Consider the following 21521-nt stretch of genomic DNA (forward strand, 5'->3'; position numbering starts at 1 on the left):
CACGTCCACCCCACGACGGCCACTCAAATCTGCCTTGGAGCAAACCATGAAAAAGACCCTGGCCGTACTGGCTGCCGTGCTGTCGCTCGGCGCTCACGCCAACGAAAAACTGATCGTCGGCGCCACCCCGGTGCCGCACGCGGAAATCCTCGAATTCGTCAAACCGACTCTGGCCAAGGAAGGCGTGGACCTGGACATCAAGGTCTTCACCGACTTCATCCAGCCCAACCAGCAACTGGCGCTGAAAAACCTCGACGCCAACTACTACCAGTACCGGCCGTTTCTTGATGATTTCAACAAGACCCGCCACACCGATCTGGTGCCGGTGGTCGGCGTGCACATCGAGCCGTTTGGTGCTTACTCGACCAAGATCAAAAACATCTCGGAGTTGAAGGACGGCGCCAGTGTGTCGATCCCCAACGACCCGGTGAACACTGGTCGCGCCTTGGTGCTGTTGCACGAGGCGGGGCTGATCAAACTCAAGGATCCGAGCAACACTCTGGCCACCCAGCGCGACATCGTCGAAAACCCCAAGCACCTGAAAATCCGTGAACTGGAAGGCGCGTTGCTGGCCCGCTCGGTGAGCCAGGTAGACCTGGCCTTTGTGTTCGCCAACTACGCGCTGGAAGCCGGTATCGACACCAACAGCGCGCTGATCGTCGAAAAGGGCAAGAGCCTGTACATCGAGTTTCTGGTCGCGCGTCCCGACAACATCAACGATCCGGGCCTGCAGAAACTGGCCAAGGCGTTGAACTCCGATGAAGTGCGCCAGTTCATCCTGACTCGCTACAAAGGGCAGATTGCGCCGGGCTTCTGATTGATCGATTGGACGGTTCCCATGCCGTGGGAACCGTCAATCCGGGACGTCGAGAAAATGCGCGCCCGGCCCTTGTTCGCCCAGCACATCGCCCTGATTGCGCAGCGGGCAGGCTTCCATCGACAGGCAGCCGCAACCGATGCAACCGGTCAGCCGATCCCGCAGCAGCATCAACTGATTGATTCGTTCATCCAGCTCCCGCCGCCACTGTTCCGACAACACTTTCCAGTCCGCTGCCGTCGGCGCGCGGTTGTCCGGCAACTGTTTCAACGCCTCGCCGATTTCCGCCAGCGGAATACCCAGCCGTTGCGCCACCTTGATCAACGCCACCCGCCGCAACACTTCCCGTGGATAACGGCGCTGATTGCCGGCATTGCGCTGGCTCTTGATCAAACCCTTGGATTCATAAAAGTGCAGGGCGGTGACCGCGACACCACTGCGGGCCGCGACTTCGCCGACGGTGAGTTGCCTGTGCAAGTTTTCCGCTGTGACCATTTGAAAATTGCCCCTTGACCTCTAGTTAACTCGAGGTTTTACCCTGCAGGCCTTCGAATCGCAAGATTCGCCTGACCGAGTGGGGGCGTTATGCAAGTCACAGCGAAAAACCGCAGTTTCACCCAATTGATCGAATTCGAAATCGAGCCCGGCCAGCAACCGGCGCTGGTCTCGGCGCTGACTGTGCAGACCGAGCGTCTGGCCCAGCGTTACGCCGGTTTTGTCAGCGCCAGCGTTCAGGCCAGCGATGATGGCCGGCGGGTGCTGGGTTTCCTGCAATGGCAATCCCGCGAGGCGGGGGAGGCGGCGTTCCAGAGTTTCGAAACCGGCGAGCAGGATTTCTGGCAGTTGATCCGCGCGCATCAGGCGCGAACCGTGACCTTCGGTTCATTCCAGGTGCTGAGCAGCATCGCCCGCAGTCGCGACGATGGTTTGCACTGCCAACTGGTGGGTTAGATCGACAGCTGGATCAAGCGCTCGCCCTGCAGGTTTTCCGTGGGCCGCCGCTTGTTCACCGCCAGTTCGCCGATCTTGATCAGCCGCGTGCGGGTCACATTGCGGCTGAGGCCGAGCAGCGCGGCGGTGTGCACCTGGTTGTAATGGCAGAAGCGATAGGCCGAACGCAGCAACGCATCTTCGACCTTTTCATGCAGCGCGCCGGCCTGTTGTTCGAAGAGTTTCTGGAAGGCGCGTTCTAGCAGCGCTTCCGGTGAATCGTCGACGCTGCCGTGCTGATCGTCGGGACGGTCGATGCGCAGGTTCGACAGGCGCAGGTCGTCGCGTTCGATCACGCCGTTACGGCAGATCAGCAGCGTGTGATGGATGACGTTTTCCAGTTCGCGGATGTTGCCCGGCCAGCTGTAGCCGCGCAGTTTGTGCTCGGCGCCGGGGCTGATGGTGATGCGTCCGTAACCCAGACGCTGACTATAGGCTTCGATGAAATGCCGGGTGAGCGGCAGGATGTCGCCGGGCCGTTCGCGCAACGGGCTCAGTTCCAGATTGACCACGTTCAGCCGGTAATACAGATCCTCGCGGAAATGCCCGGCGTTGATGGCTTTCTCCAGTTGCACGTTGGTCGCCGCCAGCACCCGCACATCGATGGGAATGCTCTTGCGCGACCCGAGGCGCACCACTTCGCGCTCCTGCAAGACCCGCAGCAATTTGACCTGGATCGCCATCGGCAAATCGCCGATTTCATCGAGGAACAAGGTGCCGCCGTCCGCCTCTTCGAACCACCCGGCCTTGGCACTGAGGGCACCGGTGAAGGCGCCTTTTTCGTGGCCGAACAATTCGGCTTCCACCAGCGATTCGGAAAACGCCCCGCAGTTCACCGCAATGAACGGCCGATTGCGCCGGTTGCTCAGGTTATGGATGTGCCGCGCCACCAGCTCCTTGCCGGTGCCGGTTTCGCCGATGATCAGCACGCTGGCTTCGCTCGGCGCGACTTGTTGCAGATGCGCGAGCAGGGCCTGGGACTTCGGGTCTTCGAACACCTGTGCGGTGGCGCGGATCGACGTGGCCAGGGCGGGTGAGGGCGGCAGTGTCAGCAGTTGCATGGGTTTCGCTCCACGAAAGGAAATCAGGAATAGAACGTCGGCACCGGCAGGGACTGGTTCAGCGCCCAGTCGCCCAGCTCATGGAGTTTGTAATCCAGCGGGTCGTGCAGGGTTTGCGTGCGCAGGTTGCGCCAGTGGCGGTCGAGGCGCAGCGATGCGTGGGTCGAACGGGCGCCGGTGACTTCGAACAGTCGGCTGCAAATCTCCAGGCCCTGGCGGCTGGCGGCGACCTTGGCCGTGGCAATCGCCGTGGCCAGGTGACCGCGCTCTTCGGCGCTCAGATTCGGGCCTTTGGCCCAGGCCTCGTCGAGCAATGCAGCGGCGCGCTCCACCAGCAGACGGATGCCTTCGAGAGCGACCCAGAACTCGCCGTAATGGGCCAGCACATACGGGTCTTCACGCACCTCGCGCACCGAGGATTTGTGCCAGACCCGGGTTTCGCTGAGGGTGTATTGCCGCGCCTCTTCAAAGGCCCCTTCGGCGATGCCGAGAAACATGTGGGTGAACGTCAGTTGCGCGATCAGCGGGCGCAGGCAGGCGAACGGAGTACTCAACGGACCCGGATCCAGCAGCAGTTCCGATTCCTCGACCCGCACCCGTTCGAACGTGGCGCTGCCGCTGTCGGTCTGGCGCTGGCCGATGTTGTTCCAGTCGTTGTGCAAAGTGATGCCGCTGCGGCCGCTGGGGATCGCCGCGATCAGCAGTTTGCCGCCGTTGCTTTCGTCCACCGCCGAGGCAATCAGCATCTGCGAATCGCTGGCGCCGGAGCAGAAGCTTTTCTTGCCGGAAAACTCGCGCCAGCCACCGAGGTCCTTGACCACGGTGCGGGTGTCCAGCGGATTGAGCGCGTTGCCCCAGAACCAGTTCTGCCGCGCGGTCTGTTCGAACCACGGTTGCCATTGTTCCGGGCGGGAAAACAGGCGCACGGTAGCCAGCATCAAATGATGAAAACCGAAGACGTGGGCGATCGAGCTGTCGACTTTGGCGAACTCGCGCACGACTTCCAGTGTTTCGCTCCAGCGTGCACCGAGGCCGCCGTAACGGGTGGGAATGCTCAGGGCCAGCAGTCCGCTGTCGCGCAGGGCATCGCGTTCGGCTTTCGGCGTGCCGCCGCGTTCGTCGCGCTCGACGGCGGTCAGGGCGAACTCGGCGGCCAGTTGGCGGGCGGTCTGCAAGGGGGAGAGCAGGGTGCTTTGCGGTTTGGCAGTCACTCGGTCTTCCTCAGGCGTTGGCTTTGGCGGGCAGAACATCGTTGGCGATCATTTCGCCGAACGGCCCGGTGAGGTTGGTGACGCCGCGTCCGGCCAGGCTTGCATATGGCTCGGGCAGCAGCGGGAAGACCAGTTCGGCAAAACGGTAGGCCTCTTCCAGATGCGGGTAGCCGGAGAAGATGAAGCTCTCGATGTCCAGGTCCGCGTATTCCTTGATCCGCGCCGCCACTTGCTGCGGATCGCCGACCAATGCAGTGCCGGCCCCGCCGCGTACCAGGCCGACGCCGGCCCACAGGTTTGGAGCGATTTCCAGGTTGTCGCGGCGCCCGTCGTGCAGGGCGGCCATGCGTCGCTGGCCTTCGGAGTCGAAGCGCGAGAAGGATTTCTGCGCAGCCTCGATGGTTTCGTCGCTGATGTGTTCGATCAGTTTGTCCGCCGCTTTCCAGGCTTCTTCGGCGGTCTCGCGCACGATCACGTGCAGGCGAATGCCGAACTTCACCTTGCGCCCGTGACGTGCGGCGCGTTCACGTACGTCGGCGAGTTTCTCGGCGACGGCGGCCGGTGGCTCGCCCCAGGTCAGGTACACGTCGACCTGCTCGGCTGCCAGGTCGTGGGCCGCGTCGGAGGAGCCGCCGAAATACAGTGGCGGATAGGGTTTCTGCACCGGTGGATACAGGGCTTTGGCGTTTTGTACCTTCAGGTGTTTGCCTTCGAAATCCACCGCCTCGCCTTGCAACACCCGGCGCCAGATCTTGAGGAATTCGTCGGTGACTTCGTAGCGTTCGCTGTGGCTGAGGAAACTGCCGTCGCCACGGTTTTCGTCTGGATCACCGCCGGTCACGACGTTGATCAGCAAGCGGCCGTTGGACAGTCGATCCAGAGTGGCGGCCATACGCGCCGAGACCGTCGGTGAAATGATCCCCGGACGGATCGCCACCAGATAACGCAGACGTTCAGTCAACGGCACCAGCGCCGAGGCGATCACCCACGAATCTTCGCATGAACGCCCGGTAGGAATCAGCACACCGTGGTAACCGAGGCTGTCAGCGGCTTGCGCAACCTGTTTCAGGTAATTGAGGGTGACCGGGCGCGCGCCTTGGGTGGTGCCCAGATAGTGACCGTCGCCGTGGGTCGGCAGGAACCAGAAAACATCCATGAACAGCTCCTTAAGCGATTTTCAGCAACGGTTTGATGTGAGTGCCGAACAACGGCGCGGCGCGCTCGGCGGCCAGACGGATGCGCGCTTTCAGCGGCTCGCTGGTGATCTGGTAGTCGGCGAAATCGGCCTCGGTGGCGTACACGCCGATTGGCAAGGTCACGGCCTGGAAGAAACTGAACAGCGGGCGCAACTGATGATCGAGCACCAGCGCATGGCGTTCGCTGCCACCGGTGGCGGCGAGCAGTACAGGGGTGTCGATCAGCGCATTCAGATCGATCAGGTCGAACAGGTGCTTGAGCAGTCCCGGATAGGAGCCGCGATACACCGGAGCAGCGACGATCAACAGGTCAGCCTGTTCGATGGCGTGCAACTCGGCTTCGATCTCGGCCGGCAGTTCCTGACGGGACAGTGCGGCGCCGAGCGGGCGGGCGATGTCGCCCAGTTCGATCAGGTGGCTCTCGACGGGCAAGTGCCCGGACAGTTCGGTCAGCAGGGCCTGGGTCAGCACCAGGGTGCGGGATGGACGCCAGGTTCCGCCGGACAGGGCGACGACTTTCAATGGACGCGACATGGTCAGTTCCTTTTTCAACAGTTGCTCGGCGAGCAGTGAGTAGTCACCGGAGCAGAGCAAGCGCTGTACCAATTCCTTTGAGGCCCGTATTCCGGGGCTTTGAACGTTGTCGGGGGCTGTGGTCCTGTGACTATCAGGCCGGTTTGTTGAACCGCTGTTGCCTGGGGAACAGTTGCTGGAGCAACAGTGCCGAACGCGATGAAGGATTTATAAGGGCTGGCTGTTATTCCGTAAAAGACTGTTAATTGATATTGATAGATTGTTTTTGAATATTAGAAGCCGATCTGTCGGAAACCTGATAGCCACTATTGAGAGCGTTGATTTCTGCCACGACGAGCCCGGGCGTAGCCTTTCTCCATCGACCCACACTGCTCGCCAGGACGCTCCCATGAATCGTTTATTGACTGTCTCCCTGATGCTCGCTGTTTCCGTTCTCGCCGGTTGCGCGAGCCACGTTTCCCCGGAACTTCGCCCCTACACGGCGGAAGAAACTCGCGAACTGGCCCTCGAAAGCCTGAACCGTCGCGGCTTGTCCTTCGAGGAATATCAGGTGAAAAAAGCCGAATTGCTCGGTCAGCCACAGAAGCCTTTCGGGTTTGATAACAAAGGTGAAATGAGCGCAGAGCGGGCCGTACAGCTGCACGGTCGTCCTAGCTGATCCGCAACTGTACTGCTCGAAGTTTTACCCAACTGTCCGTGGGTTTGCGCAGCGCCGTGGGATAGGGTCAACACCTGAATGACCCTGACGGACTGCCTGCCATGACCCTCTCGCTCGACCTGCTGCTGGGCTTCGCCCTGTTTGCCCTTGTCACCTCGATCACACCGGGGCCGAACAACACCATGTTGCTGGCATCGGGGGTGAATTTCGGCTTCAACCGCACCATCCCCCATATGCTCGGCATTACCTGCGGCTTCTTTGTGCTGGTGGTGGCGGTGGGTTTTGGTCTGGGCGCGGTGTTCCAGACTTATCCACTTCTTTACACGGTCCTGCGTTACGTCGGCGCGGCGTACTTGCTGTACCTGGCGTGGAAAATCGCCCATTCCGGCCCGGTCGGAGAAAGCGAATCCGGCGAGGCGAAACCGATCAGCTACCTCGGCGCGGCAGCCTTCCAGTGGGTCAATCCCAAGGCGTGGATCATGGCCATCGGTGCCATCAGCACCTACACGCCGATGCAGGGTTATTTCACCAACGTGATCGTGATTGCGGCGGTGTTTGCCATCATCAACCTGCCGAGCGTCGGCGTCTGGGCGGCGTGCGGGACCTTGTTGCGCAACGTGCTCAAGGATCGCCGCTGGCTGCGGGTGTTCAACTGGGGCATGGCGGCGCTGCTGGTGATTTCGCTGTATCCGTTACTCCTCGAAAGCTTTAGCTGACGCAGTGCTACAACCGCCGGCCCGATGCCTGTTAAAGTCGCGTTCAGGAGCGTTCCTACGCACTTTTAAATGAAGTTGTTCTTCTTTAACGGCATCCGATCAGGTATTGATGACGCTCTCGAACCCGGACGCAGCTCACAAGGCTGCGTCGTGCCGTTTGTAGACACGAGCTTCCTGATCCCGGAACACGCTCTGCGAGTCTTTTTATGAACACACGTCCGCTGTATTTCGATTACGCCGCCACCACCCCGGTGGACGAGCGGGTCATCCAGGTGATGATCGAGTGTCTGGGTTTCAACGGTAACTTCGGCAACCCGGCCTCCAGTTCCCACGCCTTCGGCCAGCAGGCCCGGCAAACGGTCGAGAACGCTCGCCGGCAAGTCGCCGAACTGGTCGGCGCCCAGGCGCAACAGATCGTCTGGACCTCCGGCGCCACCGAATCCAACAACCTCGCCCTCAAAGGCGTGGCCCAGGCACGTGGCGTGTCCGGTGGGCACATCATCACCAGTCAGATCGAACACAAGGCGATCCTCGATACCGCCCGGAAATTGCAGGACGCTGGCGTCGCCGTGACCTATCTGGTGCCGGACGCCGACGGCCTGATCACCCCGCAAGCGGTCAGCGAGGCGATGCGCGATGACACCTTTCTGGTGTCGCTGATGCTGGTCAACAACGAGCTCGGCACCGTCAACGACATCCAGGCCATCGGCGAAGTGGTGCGTGGACGCGGGGCCTTGTTCCACGTCGATGCGGCGCAAGGCGCCGGCAAGGTCGCGATCGATCTGGCGCAATGGCCGGTGGATCTCATGTCGTTTTCGGCACACAAACTCTACGGCCCCAAAGGCATCGGTGCGCTGTACGTCGGCCCGCGTGCGCAACAGCGTTTGCAGGCGCAGATTCACGGTGGCGGCCACGAGGGCGGATTGCGTTCCGGTACGTTGGCGACTCACCAGATTGCTGCAATGGGCTCGGCTTTTGCCTTGGCCGCCGAGGCCTTTGATGACGAGAAGAAAATCATCGTCGCGTTGCGCGAGCGTCTGCTTGAACAACTGTTGAGCCTGCCCGGCGTACGCCTCAATGGCAGCGCCACGCAACGCATTCCGCACACCCTGAGCCTGACCTTCAGCGAAGGCGAGTTCAACCCGGCGGCGCTGAGCCATTCGATCGCGTTTTCCGCGACCTCGGCCTGCAACTCTGCCAGCAACACACCGTCCCACGTTTTGCTGGCATTGGGGCACGATGCCCATCTGGCCGGCCGTACCATTCGCCTGAGCCTCGGCCGTTTCACCACCGCCGAGGACATCGACAAGGCTGTAGATCTGATCAAGACCGCCTGCGCCAGTGCTCCGGCATTCTGGGCGACAGGGCTTTAACGAGCCGGCTTCGAACGGCACCGAACAATAACGATGAAGTGATTGGCAGGAGACATGATGAGTACCCAGACTTTGACCGAAGGAACGGTTCCCCAGCGCCTGGCGCACACCCGCGAACTGATGCGTCGCGAAGGCATTCACGCACTGCTGGTGCCGTCCGCCGACCCGCACCTGTCGGAGTACCTGCCGGGTTACTGGCAGGGGCGGCAATGGTTGTCGGGTTTTCATGGCTCGGTGGGCACGTTGATTGTCACCACCGATTTCGCCGGGGTCTGGGCCGACAGTCGTTACTGGGAACAGGCGACCAAGGAGCTCAAGGGCAGCGGCATCGAACTGGTCAAGCTGCAACCGGGTCAGCCGAGCCCGCTGGACTGGCTCGCCGAGCAGACACCGGAAGGTGGCGTGGTCGCCGTCGATGGCGCGGTCATGGCCGTGGCGTCGGCGCGGACCCTGGGCAGCAAGCTCGAAGCGCGGGGCGCCAGCCTGCGTACCGACCTCGACCTGTTGAACGAAGTCTGGAGCGACCGTCCGGGTCTGCCGAACGCGCCGATCTATCAACACTTGCCGCCGCAGGCGACCGTCAGCCGTGGCGAGAAACTCGCCCAGTTGCGTGAAACCCTGCAGGAACGCGGCGCCGATTGGCACTTTATCGCCACCCTCGACGATATCGCCTGGCTGTTCAACCTGCGCGGCGGCGATGTGTCGTTCAACCCGGTTTTTGTTTCCTTCGCCCTGATCGGTCAACAAAAGGCCACGCTGTTTGTGGCGTTGAGCAAGGTCGACGCTGATCTGCGCGCCGTGCTGGAAAAAGACGGCGTGACTCTGCGCGACTACAGCGAAGTTGCTGAGGCCTTGGCTGCGATTCCGAACGGCGCGAGCCTGCTGGTGGATCCGGCGCGGGTGACCAGCGGCCTGCTGGGCAACCTCGACAGCGGCGTGAAACTGGTCGAAGGTCTGAATCCGACCACATTGGCTAAATCACAAAAAAGCCCGGCGGATGCCGAGCACATTCGTCAGGCGATGGAGCAGGACGGCGCGGCGTTGTGCGAGTTCTTCACCTGGCTGGAATCGGCCTGGGGCCGCGAGCGCATTACCGAGCTGACCATTGATGAGAAACTCACGGCGGCCCGTGAGCGTCGCCCGGATTATGTATCGCTGAGTTTCAACACCATCGCTGCATACAACGCCAACGGCGCGATGCCGCATTATCACGCCACCCCGGAAGAGCACGCGGTGATCGAAGGTGACGGTCTGTTGCTGATCGACTCCGGTGGCCAGTACCTGGGCGGTACCACCGACATCACACGCATGGTGGCGGTCGGCACGCCGAGCGCAGAACAGAAACGTGACTGCACCCGCGTGTTGAAGGGTGTGATTGCGTTGTCCCGCGCGCATTTCCCGAAAGGCATTCTGTCGCCGCTGCTGGATGCGATTGCCCGTGCGCCGATCTGGGCCGAAAACGTGGATTACGGCCATGGCACCGGTCATGGCGTAGGTTATTTCCTTAATGTGCACGAAGGCCCGCAGGTGATCGCCTATCAGGCTGCGCCTGCGCCACAAACCGCCATGCAACCGGGGATGATCACCTCCATCGAGCCGGGTACTTACCGTCCGGGTCGCTGGGGTGTGCGGATCGAGAACCTGGCAATGAACGTCGTTGCCGGAAGCAGCGAGTTCGGCGAATTCCTCAAGTTCGAAACCCTGACCCTGTGCCCGATCGACACCCGTTGTCTGGAACCGTCCTTGTTCACGCAGGAAGAGAAGCAATGGTTCAACGCCTATCACGCCGAAGTGCGCGAGCGTCTGAGCCCGTTGCTCAGCGGTGAGGCACTGACGTGGCTGAACACGCGTACTGCCGCTATTTGATGGGTTGAAGCTCGGGCGCTGCTGCCAGCGCCCGAGTCATGTACTCGACAAACGCGTTGACCCTGGCGGACTGGCGACGGTTCGCCGGGGACACGGCGTGTATCGGCAGTGATCGGGTCTGGTAGTCCTGCAACAGGGCAACCACTCGACCGGCCTTCAAATCCTCGCTGAACAGCCAGACCGGTGACAGCGAAATACCCAATCCTCCCAATACCATCTCGCGGATCGCCTCGGAGTTGTTGCTCTGGGCGTTGCCTTTGATGCGCACCTCGTGGCGCTGGCCGTCCTTTTCGTAAGTCCACAGGTTTTGCGATTCGAGCAGGTTGAATTGCAGGCAGTTGTGCTGCGCCAGATCCTGCGGCGATTGCGGATGTTCATGGCATTGCAGATAGGTGGGTGCCGCCACGGTGACGCGGTGGGTGGTGCCTATTCGTCGGGCGATCATGCCGCTGTCATTCAACTCGCCGATGCGCAGGCTGACATCCAGGCCTTCGCTGACCAGATCCAGGTTCTGGTCGTTGAGGTGCAGGTCGATCTGAATCTGTGGGTATAGCTTGAGAAAATCGGGGAGTCTTGGAGCGATCTGCAGGCGGCCGAAACTGACCGACGAGCCGATACGTAACGCCCCGGCGACCGTTTCCCGGCCAGACTGGAAACTGTGTTCGGCAGCATCCACCGCTGCAAGAATATTCCGGCATTCGTTGTAGTACCGCTGACCTTCATCGGTCAGCGACAGCTTGCGCGTACTGCGGGCAATCAGCTTGCCGCCTAGCTGGGTTTCAAGAGCGCGCAGAACCTTGCTGACGGTGGGTTGGGTGGTCTGCAGCTCCCGCGCCACGGCGGAAAAACTACCGCGCTCGACCACCCGGACGAAGATTGCCATTGCGTTGAGCTTGTCCACGAAGCGCCTCATTCATGCCGGATTAGCATGATCACTATAGTCATTCGGCGTCTTATTGGCATGAGTCGGTTGGGAGAACATGGCTTCACTTTCTCCCACAGGAATGACCGAAATGACTGACTCACAGCACATGAATGCCCTGATAGTGGACACCGCCAATGGGCCGCTACGCTTGGTTTCCCTTGAGCGCCCCGTGGCGGGGGACGGACAGGTACTGGTGCGGATCAAGGCCAGTGGTGTGAATCCGCTGGATCTGAAAATTCGTGCCGGGCAGGCCGCCCATGCTCGACAGCCGTTGCCGGCGGTGTTGGGGCTGGATCTGGCGGGTGTGATTGAAGCGGTGGGTGAGGGCGTGCAGGGCTGGGCGCCGGGCGATGAGATTTATGCCTTGGCGACCGGCATTGGTGGCGTGCAGGGTTCGTTGGCGGAATTTGCGGTGGTTGATGCGCGGCTTCTGGCGCGTAAACCGGTCAACCTGAGCATGCGCGAGGCCGCAGGGTTACCGCTGGTGCTGATAACTGCTTGGGAAGGCCTGGTGGATCGGGCCCGGGTGAGTGCCAGGCAGAAGGTATTGATTCACGGTGGGGCGGGTGGCGTCGGGCATGTGGCGGTGCAAATTGCCCGCTCGTTCGGTGCCGAGGTTTTTGCGACGGGGTCCGCAGGGCAACGCAGGATTATTGAAGGTTATGGCGCAACGTTCATTGATTACCGAGCGATGTCGGTCGAGGACTATGTTCGCGAGTACACGGCGGGGGAGGGATTCGATATCGTTTATGACACGGTGGGCGGTGAAACGCTGGATGCGTCCTTCAAGGCTGCGCGGATCTATCACGGGCATGTCCTGAGTTGCCTGGGCTGGGGGCAGCATAGTCTGGCGCCGCTGTCATTCCGGGGTGCGACCTACTCTGGCGTGTTTACCTTGTTGCCGCTGCTGACCGGGAAGGGCGGAGAGCACCATGGCGAGATTTTGCGCCAGACCGCGTGCTTGATTGAGGCTGGGAAGGTGAAGCCGCTGCTCGATGCGCGTCGGTTCACGCTTGAATCAGCCGGCGAGGCCCATGAGCTGCTTTCGTCGAAAGCAGCCCGGGGACGTCTGGTGGTAGAGATTTAGCGCAGGGCTTCTTCAACGAAGTCGAGCCGGTCCTGACCGAAGAACAACTGATTGTCGATGAACATGCTCGGTGCACCGAAGACGCCACGTTTCACGGCAGTCTCGGTGTTGTCCTTGAGGGCAGTCTTGACCGCTTCATCATTGGTCAGTGACAGTACCTGCTCAGGATTGAAGCCATGTTCGGTCAGTACCGCTGCAACCGTTGCCGGTTCATCGAGGCTGCGACCCTCAACCCACAACGCTTTGAACAGGCAGTCGATGAACGCCTGGAAGCGCTCCGGGTGGCGCAATTGAATGCCGGTCACCGCCCGCATCAGCATCAGGGTATTGATCGGGAAATGCGGGTTGAATTTCAGGGGCACGCCGTAGCGCTTGGCGTAGCGATCCAGATCCTGAAACATGTAGCGGCCCTTGGCCGGGATCATTGCCGGTGACGCATTGCCGGTGGCTTTGAACACTCCGCCCAGCAACATCGGGATATAGATCAGCTGGCTGCCGGTCTCGGCGCAGATTCCTGGCAGCTGGGTGTACGCCAGATAGGTGGCGGGGCTGCCAAGGTCGAAGTAGAACTCCACGGTTTTGCTCATGATCGCTGCACTCATTGTTGTTATTGGGAGGGGTTACCAGCGTTCGTTCCAGGGGCGCAGATCCAGTTCGAAGGTCCAGGCATCCCTTGGCTGGCTGTGCAGGTACCAATAGTTCTCGGCGATGTGCTCGGGATTGAGAATACCGTCCTGATCCTTGGTGGCGTACTTGTCGGGGAAATTGCTGCGGATGAAGTCGGTGTCGATGGCGCCGTCGACCACGATGTGGGCAACGTGAATGTTCATAGGGCCGAGTTCCCGGGCCATGCTTTGCGCCAGTGCACGGATACCGTGCTTGGCGCCGGCGAATGCGGCAAAACCGGAAGCACCACGCAGCCCGGCGGTAGCACCGGTGAACAGAATGGTGCCGCGCTGGCGGGTGACCATGCGCTTGGCGACTTCGCGGGCATTGAGGAATCCGGAGAAACAGGCCATTTCCCAGATCTTGAAATACTTGCGTGCCGTTTCTTCGAGGATGCTGCAGGGCACGTTGGCGCCGATGTTGAAAACGAACGCTTCAATCGGCCCGAGACGGGTTTCGATATCTTCGATCAGCGCAATCACGTCTTCTTCTTTGCGCGCGTCGCAGGCAAAACCGTGGGCTTCGCCGCCGTCTGCCTGGATGGCTTCCACCAATGGCTGCAATTTGTCGGCACTGCGACGTGTGACGCAAGCGATGAAACCTTCCTTGGCGAACCGCTTGGCAATGGCACCGCCCGTGGCATCACCAGCACCGACAACCAATACGACCTTCTTTTTATTCATGGGTGAATCCCTTTAGTAAACGATCGTTAAGTGAACGAACGTTATGCTAGGATTTGCTCAGCGTCAAGGCAGTCAATTGCGAGGATGAATGCATGCGGTACTCCGCCGGTCACAAGCTTGAAACCAAAGAAAAGCTGCTGCAAAGCGGCTCGCTGTCTGCGAAAAAAAGCGGATTTTCAACGATGGGTGTCGATGGCCTGATGAAGACGATCGGCCTGAGTGGCGCGGCGTTCTACAGTCATTTCTCGTCCAAGGATGCCCTGTTCGCCGCTATCGTCGAGCGCGAGTTGTGTCAGAGCCTGGAGCGGTTGGGCGGGCGGGGCGAGCAGGATCGTGAAAGGTTGGAGCGATGCCTCAAACTGTATCTGAACATGGCTCATGTCGAGCAACCTGAGCTGGGGTGCGCGTTACCTGCGCTGGGCGCTGAGATTGCTCGGTCGGATGTCGTCGTGCGGGAACAGGCCGAACTGTGGATTTGTCGGCTTCAGGAAAGTTGGGCGCAGATTCTGGAGAGCGACAGCCTGGCCTGGGCCATTCTGTCGCAATGTGTCGGGGCGTTGGTGGTGGCGCGGATGTTGGCGTCCCCGCAGATCCAGCAACGGGTGCTGGAGTCCAGTCACGAAGAGATCGGCCGCCAGCTCGCCGTTCAGCGAGCACAATAGCGGCGGCGGTTTATTTGCAGATGACGATCATGCTTCGGCTGGTATATCCGGCGGGGTTGAGACCGAAGGGATAATCACCCGGCTCCTCCACCGCATCCCCGGATTTTGCGATGACTTTGTAACCCTTCGGCGCGCAGGAGTTGGCGGCACTGGTGTAGCACTTGTCCCAGGAAGAGGAAAGCCCTGAACAGTTGATGTGCAGCCCTTTTTTGCCGTGCTTTACCTGAGCCTTGGAGGTCGCCGCGCATCCCGAAATGGCGAGTATGGCGATCAGTATCAAAATTCGTTTCATTACCGTCCTTATGGCGGCCTCGAGTCTGGCGCTCGGGTCTGCCTGCATTCGCTCTCGCTTGACGCGTTCCGATGTCCCTATCCGAAAAAGTCCATATCTGGCACTGAGTTGCGAGGCTAAACATGGCCTAAATGAGCCGTAAATGCCAGACCTTCGTTACAACCGCTTTCAATCCGCCGCAATCACGGGCTTGGCGTGGCTGCCCATGGTCATCGTTGCACCGACGGAAGCCAGAATAATGCACAGGATGGCCATCCATTGTGACAAGGAGAGATATTCCTGCAGGAACAGCAGCCCCGATAACGCACCAAATGCCGGTTCGATACTCATCAGCGTACCGAAAGTACGAGCGGGCATGCGGGTGAGGGCGACCATTTCCAGGGTGTAGGGCAGGGCGGTGGAAAGTATTGCGACACCAATGGCTATCGGGATCAATGACGGCGTCAGCAATGCGGCGCCAGCGTGGACGATGCCGATGGGGGCGACGAACAGCGCCGCGATCATCACGCCCAGCGCCGCCGTCGTCACGCCGTTGTCAGCGCCAGCCTTCTGACCGAAGAGAATGTAGAGGGCCCAGCAAACACCAGCGCCCAGCGCATAGGCCACACCGGTAAGGTCGAGACCCGCTGTCGCTGCACCTGTTGGTATCAATAGCAGCAATCCGACGGCGGCGAGGGCAATCCAGAGGAAATCGATTGCACGACGGGAAGCGTAGATGGCGACGGCCAGCGGCCCGGTGAACTCCAGCGCCACCGCAATGCCGAGCGGCACGGTGCGCAAGGACATATAGAAGAGGAAGTTCATGCCGCCCAACGCCATCCCGTACACGATCACGGTGCGCAGCGATTTGGCCGTCAGCTTTGCCCTCCAGGGTCTCAGCAATAGCAGCATGATCACGCTGGCGAACATCAGGCGTAGCGTCGTTGTGCCTTGGGCGCCCACGATGGGGAACATGCTTTTGGCCAGAGACGCGCCTGACTGGATCGATGCCATGGCGATCAATATCAGGCCAACCGGAAACAGGATGGATACAAGACTGCGGGGTTGGTCGTTCATTGCGCGGCATCGTCCGATAGTAAAGGCAGTAGAAGGCACTAACTGAGTGATGGGCAATATACTGCGCATTCGCTGGTGTTGCGTCTATATATAAGCGGGCTTTTTGAGTCGAGTGATAGAAAAATCAAATTAAGGGTTGACGGCAGATTCTGAGTCTCTATAATTCGCCCCACTTCCGGCGCAGTCGAAACGGAAAACTCCTTGAAATTCAACGAGTTAAGTAGGTTTCGATAGCGGGTCGCTTCAGATCATCGAAGCCTGGAAGGAGTTGAGAGAGTGGTGATGTTTGGCGCTTTCAACGGTTCGGTCTTCTCGATCGAAAGCGGAGAAAAAGAGGTGTTGACAGCAGCGTGTAACGCTGTAGAATTCGCCTCCCGCTAACGAGAGATCGGAAGCGCAAGTGGTTGAAGTTGTTGAAGAAATCTTCGAAAACTTCTGAAAATAATCACTTGACAGCAAATGAGGCTGCTGTAGAATGCGCGCCTCGGTTGAGACGAAAGATCTTGACCAACCGCTCTTTAACAACTGAATCAAGCAATTCGTGTGGGTGCTTGTGGAGTCAGACTGATAGTCAACAAGATTATCAGCATCACAAGTTACTCCGCGAGAAATCAAAGATGTAACCAACGATTGCTGAGCCAAGTTTAGGGTTTCTTAAAAACCCAAAGATGTTTGAACTGAAGAGTTTGATCATGGCTCAGATTGAACGCTGGCGGCAGGCCTAACACATGCAAGTCGAGCGGATGAAGGGAGCTTGCTCCTGGATTCAGCGGCGGACGGGTGAGTAATGCCTAGGAATCTGCCTGGTAGTGGGGGACAACGTTTCGAAAGGAACGCTAATACCGCATACGTCCTACGGGAGAAAGCAGGGGACCTTCGGGCCTTGCGCTATCAGATGAGCCTAGGTCGGATTAGCTAGTTGGTGAGGTAATGGCTCACCAAGGCGACGATCCGTAACTGGTCTGAGAGGATGATCAGTCACACTGGAACTGAGACACGGTCCAGACTCCTACGGGAGGCAGCAGTGGGGAATATTGGACAATGGGCGAAAGCCTGATCCAGCCATGCCGCGTGTGTGAAGAAGGTCTTCGGATTGTAAAGCACTTTAAGTTGGGAGGAAGGGTTGTAGATTAATACTCTGCAATTTTGACGTTACCGACAGAATAAGCACCGGCTAACTCTGTGCCAGCAGCCGCGGTAATACAGAGGGTGCAAGCGTTAATCGGAATTACTGGGCGTAAAGCGCGCGTAGGTGGTTCGTTAAGTTGGATGTGAAATCCCCGGGCTCAACCTGGGAACTGCATCCAAAACTGGCGAGCTAGAGTATGGTAGAGGGTGGTGGAATTTCCTGTGTAGCGGTGAAATGCGTAGATATAGGAAGGAACACCAGTGGCGAAGGCGACCACCTGGACTGATACTGACACTGAGGTGCGAAAGCGTGGGGAGCAAACAGGATTAGATACCCTGGTAGTCCACGCCGTAAACGATGTCAACTAGCCGTTGGGAGCCTTGAGCTCTTAGTGGCGCAGCTAACGCATTAAGTTGACCGCCTGGGGAGTACGGCCGCAAGGTTAAAACTCAAATGAATTGACGGGGGCCCGCACAAGCGGTGGAGCATGTGGTTTAATTCGAAGCAACGCGAAGAACCTTACCAGGCCTTGACATCCAATGAACTTTCCAGAGATGGATTGGTGCCTTCGGGAACATTGAGACAGGTGCTGCATGGCTGTCGTCAGCTCGTGTCGTGAGATGTTGGGTTAAGTCCCGTAACGAGCGCAACCCTTGTCCTTAGTTACCAGCACGTTATGGTGGGCACTCTAAGGAGACTGCCGGTGACAAACCGGAGGAAGGTGGGGATGACGTCAAGTCATCATGGCCCTTACGGCCTGGGCTACACACGTGCTACAATGGTCGGTACAAAGGGTTGCCAAGCCGCGAGGTGGAGCTAATCCCATAAAACCGATCGTAGTCCGGATCGCAGTCTGCAACTCGACTGCGTGAAGTCGGAATCGCTAGTAATCGCGAATCAGAATGTCGCGGTGAATACGTTCCCGGGCCTTGTACACACCGCCCGTCACACCATGGGAGTGGGTTGCACCAGAAGTAGCTAGTCTAACCTTCGGGAGGACGGTTACCACGGTGTGATTCATGACTGGGGTGAAGTCGTAACAAGGTAGCCGTAGGGGAACCTGCGGCTGGATCACCTCCTTAATCGACGACATCAGCTGCTCCATAAGTTCCCACACGAATTGCTTGATTCATTGAAGAAGACGAAAGAAGCAGCCCGAAATTGGGTCTGTAGCTCAGTTGGTTAGAGCGCACCCCTGATAAGGGTGAGGTCGGCAGTTCGAATCTGCCCAGACCCACCAATTTTGTGTGGGAAACGCCTGTAGAAATACGGGGCCATAGCTCAGCTGGGAGAGCGCCTGCCTTGCACGCAGGAGGTCAGCGGTTCGATCCCGCTTGGCTCCACCACTACTGCTTCTGAAGTAAGAGCTTAGAAATGAGCATTCCATCGATTTGATGGTGAATGTTGATTTCTAGTCTTTGACTAGTTCGTTCTTTAAAAATTTGGGTATGTGATAGAAAGATAGACTGAACGTTACTTTCACTGGTAACGGATCAGGCTAAGGTAAAATTTGTGAGTTCTCTTAGTTGAGAAATTCGAATTTTCGGCGAATGTCGTCTTCACAGTATAACCAGATTGCTTGGGGTTATATGGTCAAGTGAAGAAGCGCATACGGTGGATGCCTTGGCAGTCAGAGGCGATGAAAGACGTGGTAGCCTGCGAAAAGCTTCGGGGAGTCGGCAAACAGACTTTGATCCGGAGATGTCTGAATGGGGGAACCCAGCCATCACAAGATGGTTATCTTGCACTGAATACATAGGTGCAAGAGGCGAACCAGGGGAACTGAAACATCTAAGTACCCTGAGGAAAAGAAATCAACCGAGATTCCCTTAGTAGTGGCGAGCGAACGGGGACTAGCCCTTAAGTGGCTTTGAGATTAGCGGAACGCTCTGGAAAGTGCGGCCATAGTGGGTGATAGCCCTGTACGCGAAAATCTCTTAGTCATGAAATCGAGTAGGACGGAGCACGAGAAACTTTGTCTGAATATGGGGGGACCATCCTCCAAGGCTAAATACTACTGACTGACCGATAGTGAACTAGTACCGTGAGGGAAAGGCGAAAAGAACCCCGGAGAGGGGAGTGAAATAGATCCTGAAACCGTATGCGTACAAGCAGTGGGAGCAGACTTTGTTCTGTGACTGCGTACCTTTTGTATAATGGGTCAGCGACTTATTTTCAGTGGCGAGCTTAACCGAATAGGGGAGGCGTAGCGAAAGCGAGTCTTAATAGGGCGTCTAGTCGCTGGGAATAGACCCGAAACCGGGCGATCTATCCATGGGCAGGTTGAAGGTTAGGTAACACTGACTGGAGGACCGAACCGACTACCGTTGAAAAGTTAGCGGATGACCTGTGGATCGGAGTGAAAGGCTAATCAAGCTCGGAGATAGCTGGTTCTCCTCGAAAGCTATTTAGGTAGCGCCTCATGTATCACTGTAGGGGGTAGAGCACTGTTTCGGCTAGGGGGTCATCCCGACTTACCAAACCGATGCAAACTCCGAATACCTACAAGTGCCGAGCATGGGAGACACACGGCGGGTGCTAACGTCCGTCGTGAAAAGGGAAACAACCCAGACCGTCAGCTAAGGTCCCAAAGTTATGGTTAAGTGGGAAACGATGTGGGAAGGCTTAGACAGCTAGGAGGTTGGCTTAGAAGCAGCCACCCTTTAAAGAAAGCGTAATAGCTCACTAGTCGAGTCGGCCTGCGCGGAAGATGTAACGGGGCTCAAACCATACACCGAAGCTACGGGTATCACGTAAGTGATGCGGTAGAGGAGCGTTCTGTAAGCCTGTGAAGGTGAGTTGAGAAGCTTGCTGGAGGTATCAGAAGTGCGAATGCTGACATGAGTAACGACAATGGGTGTGAAAAACACCCACGCCGAAAGACCAAGGTTTCCTGCGCAACGTTAATCGACGCAGGGTTAGTCGGTCCCTAAGGCGAGGCTGAAAAGCGTAGTCGATGGAAAACAGGTTAATATTCCTGTACTTCTGGTTATTGCGATGGAGGGACGGAGAAGGCTAGGCCAGCTTGGCGTTGGTTGTCCAAGTTTAAGGTGGTAGGCTGAGATCTTAGGTAAATCCGGGATCTTAAGGCCGAGAGCTGATGACGAGTTGCCTTTAGGCGACGAAGTGGTTGATGCCATGCTTCCAAGAAAAGCTTCTAAGCTTCAGATAACCAGGAACCGTACCCCAAACCGACACAGGTGGTTGGGTAGAGAATACCAAGGCGCTTGAGAGAACTCGGGTGAAGGAACTAGGCAAAATGGCACCGTAACTTCGGGAGAAGGTGCGCCGGTGAGGGTGAAGGACTTGCTCCGTAAGCCCATGCCGGTCGAAGATACCAGGCCGCTGCGACTGTTTATTAAAAACACAGCACTCTGCAAACACGAAAGTGGACGTATAGGGTGTGACGCCTGCCCGGTGCCGGAAGGTTAATTGATGGGGTTAGCTAACGCGAAGCTCTTGATCGAAGCCCCGGTAAACGGCGGCCGTAACTATAACGGTCCTAAGGTAGCGAAATTCCTTGTCGGGTAAGTTCCGACCTGCACGAATGGCGTAACGATGGCGGCGCTGTCTCCACCCGAGACTCAGTGAAATTGAAATCGCTGTGAAGATGCAGTGTATCCGCGGCTAGACGGAAAGACCCCGTGAACCTTTACTATAGCTTTGCACTGGACTTTGAATTTGCTTGTGTAGGATAGGTGGGAGGCTTTGAAGCGTGGACGCCAGTTCGCGTGGAGCCATCCTTGAAATACCACCCTGGCAACTTTGAGGTTCTAACTCAGGTCCGTTATCCGGATCGAGGACAGTGTATGGTGGGTAGTTTGACTGGGGCGGTCTCCTCCTAAAGAGTAACGGAGGAGTACGAAGGTGCGCTCAGACCGGTCGGAAATCGGTCGTAGAGTATAAAGGCAAAAGCGCGCTTGACTGCGAGACAGACACGTCGAGCAGGTACGAAAGTAGGTCTTAGTGATCCGGTGGTTCTGTATGGAAGGGCCATCGCTCAACGGATAAAAGGTACTCCGGGGATAACAGGCTGATACCGCCCAAGAGTTCATATCGACGGCGGTGTTTGGCACCTCGATGTCGGCTCATCACATCCTGGGGCTGAAGCCGGTCCCAAGGGTATGGCTGTTCGCCATTTAAAGTGGTACGCGAGCTGGGTTTAGAACGTCGTGAGACAGTTCGGTCCCTATCTGCCGTGGACGTTTGAGATTTGAGAGGGGCTGCTCCTAGTACGAGAGGACCGGAGTGGACGAACCTCTGGTGTTCCGGTTGTCACGCCAGTGGCATTGCCGGGTAGCTATGTTCGGAAAAGATAACCGCTGAAAGCATCTAAGCGGGAAACTTGCCTCAAGATGAGATCTCACTGGAACCTTGAGTTCCCTGAAGGGCCGTCGAAGACTACGACGTTGATAGGTTGGGTGTGTAAGCGCTGTGAGGCGTTGAGCTAACCAATACTAATTGCCCGTGAGGCTTGACCATATAACACCCAAGCAATTTGAGTCGAAAGGCCAGATTGCGGTGTGTGAAGACGCAAGAACCGAAAGTTCGAGTTCACAAAACACCGAAAACTATCCATACCCAATTTGCTGAAGCGAG

At 58.2% G+C, this 21521-nt stretch carries 18 protein-coding genes, 2 tRNA genes and 2 rRNA genes; 12 read left to right on the top strand and 10 right to left on the bottom strand.

Annotated features, from left to right (window positions below; translation table 11 throughout):
- The first annotated feature begins 46 nt into the window (after window positions 1-46).
- Window positions 47-817 carry a MetQ/NlpA family ABC transporter substrate-binding protein gene (locus OQ248_RS19825; RefSeq protein WP_065257027.1) on the top strand — a complete coding sequence of 257 codons (771 nt, stop codon included), beginning with the start codon at window positions 47-49 and terminating at the stop codon, window positions 815-817.
- 36 nt (window positions 818-853) lie between these two features.
- Here OQ248_RS19825 and soxR read toward each other — a convergent pair whose 3' ends face one another.
- Window positions 854-1312, bottom strand: coding sequence for a redox-sensitive transcriptional activator SoxR (gene soxR / locus OQ248_RS19830; protein ID WP_085710691.1), 459 nt, complete (start codon window positions 1310-1312; stop codon window positions 854-856).
- Between the two features lie 90 nt (window positions 1313-1402).
- Here soxR and OQ248_RS19835 point away from each other — a divergent pair, with 90 nt between their 5' ends.
- Window positions 1403-1768: an antibiotic biosynthesis monooxygenase gene (locus OQ248_RS19835; protein WP_265813714.1), complete on the top strand. Its 366-nt coding sequence runs from the start codon at window positions 1403-1405 to the stop codon at window positions 1766-1768.
- On the opposite strand, the gene OQ248_RS19840 is transcribed toward OQ248_RS19835, so the two are convergent.
- The 4 genes from OQ248_RS19840 to msuE are packed head-to-tail and all read right to left on the bottom strand — an operon-like array spanning window position 1765 to window position 5809.
- A complete protein-coding gene (locus OQ248_RS19840) occupies window positions 1765-2868 on the bottom strand; it encodes a sigma-54 dependent transcriptional regulator (protein ID WP_085710689.1) in 1104 nt (367 codons plus the stop codon). The two genes, OQ248_RS19835 and OQ248_RS19840, sit on opposite strands and share 4 nt — an antisense overlap.
- Before the next feature lie 23 nt (window positions 2869-2891).
- Complete coding sequence (locus OQ248_RS19845) at window positions 2892-4079, bottom strand: acyl-CoA dehydrogenase family protein (RefSeq protein WP_007955826.1); 1188 nt, start codon at window positions 4077-4079, stop codon at window positions 2892-2894.
- Window positions 4080-4089: 10 nt separating this feature from the next.
- Window positions 4090-5235 carry an FMNH2-dependent alkanesulfonate monooxygenase gene (ssuD, locus tag OQ248_RS19850; protein ID WP_265813715.1) on the bottom strand — a complete coding sequence of 382 codons (1146 nt, stop codon included), beginning with the start codon at window positions 5233-5235 and terminating at the stop codon, window positions 4090-4092.
- 10 nt (window positions 5236-5245) lie between these two features.
- Window positions 5246-5809 carry an FMN reductase gene (gene msuE, locus OQ248_RS19855; protein ID WP_265813716.1) on the bottom strand — a complete coding sequence of 188 codons (564 nt, stop codon included), beginning with the start codon at window positions 5807-5809 and terminating at the stop codon, window positions 5246-5248.
- 388 nt (window positions 5810-6197) lie between these two features.
- On the opposite strand from msuE, the gene OQ248_RS19860 reads away from it, so the two are divergent.
- The 4 genes from OQ248_RS19860 to OQ248_RS19875 all read left to right on the top strand — a co-directional run bounded on the left by OQ248_RS19860 (window position 6198) and on the right by OQ248_RS19875 (window position 10422).
- Entirely contained in the window at window positions 6198-6467 is a 270-nt protein-coding gene (locus tag OQ248_RS19860) for a hypothetical protein (RefSeq protein ID WP_248743764.1), read from the top strand.
- 101 nt (window positions 6468-6568) lie between these two features.
- Window positions 6569-7183, top strand: a complete 615-nt coding sequence (locus tag OQ248_RS19865; RefSeq protein ID WP_085710685.1) for a LysE family translocator — start codon at window positions 6569-6571, stop codon at window positions 7181-7183.
- 206 nt (window positions 7184-7389) lie between these two features.
- Window positions 7390-8556 carry an aminotransferase class V-fold PLP-dependent enzyme gene (locus OQ248_RS19870; protein WP_265813717.1) on the top strand — a complete coding sequence of 389 codons (1167 nt, stop codon included), beginning with the start codon at window positions 7390-7392 and terminating at the stop codon, window positions 8554-8556.
- 57 nt (window positions 8557-8613) lie between these two features.
- Window positions 8614-10422: an aminopeptidase P family protein gene (locus OQ248_RS19875; protein WP_265813719.1), complete on the top strand. Its 1809-nt coding sequence runs from the start codon at window positions 8614-8616 to the stop codon at window positions 10420-10422.
- Here the strand turns inward: OQ248_RS19875 and OQ248_RS19880 are convergent.
- On the bottom strand, window positions 10415-11323 hold the full coding sequence (locus OQ248_RS19880) for a LysR family transcriptional regulator (protein ID WP_265813721.1): 909 nt from the start codon (window positions 11321-11323) through the stop codon (window positions 10415-10417). The two genes, OQ248_RS19875 and OQ248_RS19880, sit on opposite strands and share 8 nt — an antisense overlap.
- Window positions 11324-11435: 112 nt before the next feature.
- Between OQ248_RS19880 and OQ248_RS19885 the strand changes: the two genes are divergently transcribed.
- Window positions 11436-12434: a zinc-dependent alcohol dehydrogenase family protein gene (locus OQ248_RS19885; protein ID WP_265813722.1), complete on the top strand. Its 999-nt coding sequence runs from the start codon at window positions 11436-11438 to the stop codon at window positions 12432-12434.
- Here OQ248_RS19885 and OQ248_RS19890 read toward each other — a convergent pair.
- Entirely contained in the window at window positions 12431-13021 is a 591-nt protein-coding gene (locus OQ248_RS19890) for a 2-hydroxychromene-2-carboxylate isomerase (protein ID WP_265813723.1), read from the bottom strand. The two genes, OQ248_RS19885 and OQ248_RS19890, sit on opposite strands and share 4 nt — an antisense overlap.
- 33 nt (window positions 13022-13054) lie before the next feature.
- The gene (locus OQ248_RS19895) at window positions 13055-13783 is read right to left on the bottom strand and encodes an SDR family oxidoreductase (protein ID WP_265813724.1); all 729 of its coding nucleotides are present in this window, start codon (window positions 13781-13783) and stop codon (window positions 13055-13057) included.
- 92 nt (window positions 13784-13875) lie between these two features.
- On the opposite strand from OQ248_RS19895, the gene OQ248_RS19900 reads away from it, so the two are divergent.
- Window positions 13876-14445 (top strand): TetR/AcrR family transcriptional regulator, encoded by a 570-nt coding sequence (locus OQ248_RS19900; protein WP_265813725.1) that lies wholly within the window; start codon window positions 13876-13878, stop codon window positions 14443-14445.
- Between the two features lie 10 nt (window positions 14446-14455).
- Here OQ248_RS19900 and OQ248_RS19905 read toward each other — a convergent pair whose 3' ends face one another.
- A complete protein-coding gene (locus OQ248_RS19905) occupies window positions 14456-14737 on the bottom strand; it encodes a hypothetical protein (protein ID WP_085711012.1) in 282 nt (93 codons plus the stop codon).
- Between the two features lie 168 nt (window positions 14738-14905).
- Complete coding sequence (gene rhtA, locus OQ248_RS19910; RefSeq protein ID WP_102620395.1) at window positions 14906-15793, bottom strand: threonine/homoserine exporter RhtA; 888 nt, start codon at window positions 15791-15793, stop codon at window positions 14906-14908.
- A 674-nt stretch (window positions 15794-16467) separates the two neighbouring features.
- On the opposite strand from rhtA, the gene OQ248_RS19915 reads away from it, so the two are divergent.
- The 4 genes from OQ248_RS19915 to OQ248_RS19930 all read left to right on the top strand — a co-directional run bounded on the left by OQ248_RS19915 (window position 16468) and on the right by OQ248_RS19930 (window position 21404).
- Window positions 16468-18004 (top strand): 16S ribosomal RNA (locus OQ248_RS19915).
- An 81-nt stretch (window positions 18005-18085) separates the two neighbouring features.
- Window positions 18086-18162: transfer RNA gene (locus OQ248_RS19920), tRNA-Ile, on the top strand.
- Between the two features lie 30 nt (window positions 18163-18192).
- A tRNA-Ala gene (locus tag OQ248_RS19925) sits at window positions 18193-18268 on the top strand.
- A gap of 245 nt (window positions 18269-18513) precedes the next feature.
- Window positions 18514-21404: ribosomal RNA gene (locus tag OQ248_RS19930) — 23S ribosomal RNA — on the top strand.
- The 16S and 23S rRNA genes sit together here with 2 tRNA genes alongside, the layout of an rRNA operon.
- Window positions 21405-21521 lie beyond the last annotated feature (117 nt).

The organism is Pseudomonas sp. COW5, assembly GCF_026240005.1.
GTDB lineage: Bacteria > Pseudomonadota > Gammaproteobacteria > Pseudomonadales > Pseudomonadaceae > Aquipseudomonas > Aquipseudomonas kribbensis.

What these genes read in the sequence shown, in the direction of transcription:
- OQ248_RS19865 (WP_085710685.1), top strand. Translation starts at nt 6,569, where the DNA reads ATGACCCTCTCGCTCGACCTGCTGCTGGGCTTCGCCCTGTTTGCCCTT.
- msuE (WP_265813716.1), bottom strand. Translation starts at nt 5,809, where the DNA reads ATGTCGCGTCCATTGAAAGTCGTCGCCCTGTCCGGCGGAACCTGGCGT.
- OQ248_RS19890 (WP_265813723.1), bottom strand. Translation starts at nt 13,021, where the DNA reads ATGAGCAAAACCGTGGAGTTCTACTTCGACCTTGGCAGCCCCGCCACC.
- OQ248_RS19900 (WP_265813725.1), top strand. Translation starts at nt 13,876, where the DNA reads ATGCGGTACTCCGCCGGTCACAAGCTTGAAACCAAAGAAAAGCTGCTG.
- rhtA (WP_102620395.1), bottom strand. Translation starts at nt 15,793, where the DNA reads ATGAACGACCAACCCCGCAGTCTTGTATCCATCCTGTTTCCGGTTGGC.
- ssuD (WP_265813715.1), bottom strand. Translation starts at nt 5,235, where the DNA reads ATGGATGTTTTCTGGTTCCTGCCGACCCACGGCGACGGTCACTATCTG.
- OQ248_RS19875 (WP_265813719.1), top strand. Translation starts at nt 8,614, where the DNA reads ATGAGTACCCAGACTTTGACCGAAGGAACGGTTCCCCAGCGCCTGGCG.
- OQ248_RS19905 (WP_085711012.1), bottom strand. Translation starts at nt 14,737, where the DNA reads ATGAAACGAATTTTGATACTGATCGCCATACTCGCCATTTCGGGATGC.
- OQ248_RS19825 (WP_065257027.1), top strand. Translation starts at nt 47, where the DNA reads ATGAAAAAGACCCTGGCCGTACTGGCTGCCGTGCTGTCGCTCGGCGCT.
- OQ248_RS19885 (WP_265813722.1), top strand. Translation starts at nt 11,436, where the DNA reads ATGACTGACTCACAGCACATGAATGCCCTGATAGTGGACACCGCCAAT.
- OQ248_RS19840 (WP_085710689.1), bottom strand. Translation starts at nt 2,868, where the DNA reads ATGCAACTGCTGACACTGCCGCCCTCACCCGCCCTGGCCACGTCGATC.
- soxR (WP_085710691.1), bottom strand. Translation starts at nt 1,312, where the DNA reads ATGGTCACAGCGGAAAACTTGCACAGGCAACTCACCGTCGGCGAAGTC.
- OQ248_RS19895 (WP_265813724.1), bottom strand. Translation starts at nt 13,783, where the DNA reads ATGAATAAAAAGAAGGTCGTATTGGTTGTCGGTGCTGGTGATGCCACG.
- OQ248_RS19835 (WP_265813714.1), top strand. Translation starts at nt 1,403, where the DNA reads ATGCAAGTCACAGCGAAAAACCGCAGTTTCACCCAATTGATCGAATTC.
- OQ248_RS19870 (WP_265813717.1), top strand. Translation starts at nt 7,390, where the DNA reads ATGAACACACGTCCGCTGTATTTCGATTACGCCGCCACCACCCCGGTG.
- OQ248_RS19860 (WP_248743764.1), top strand. Translation starts at nt 6,198, where the DNA reads ATGAATCGTTTATTGACTGTCTCCCTGATGCTCGCTGTTTCCGTTCTC.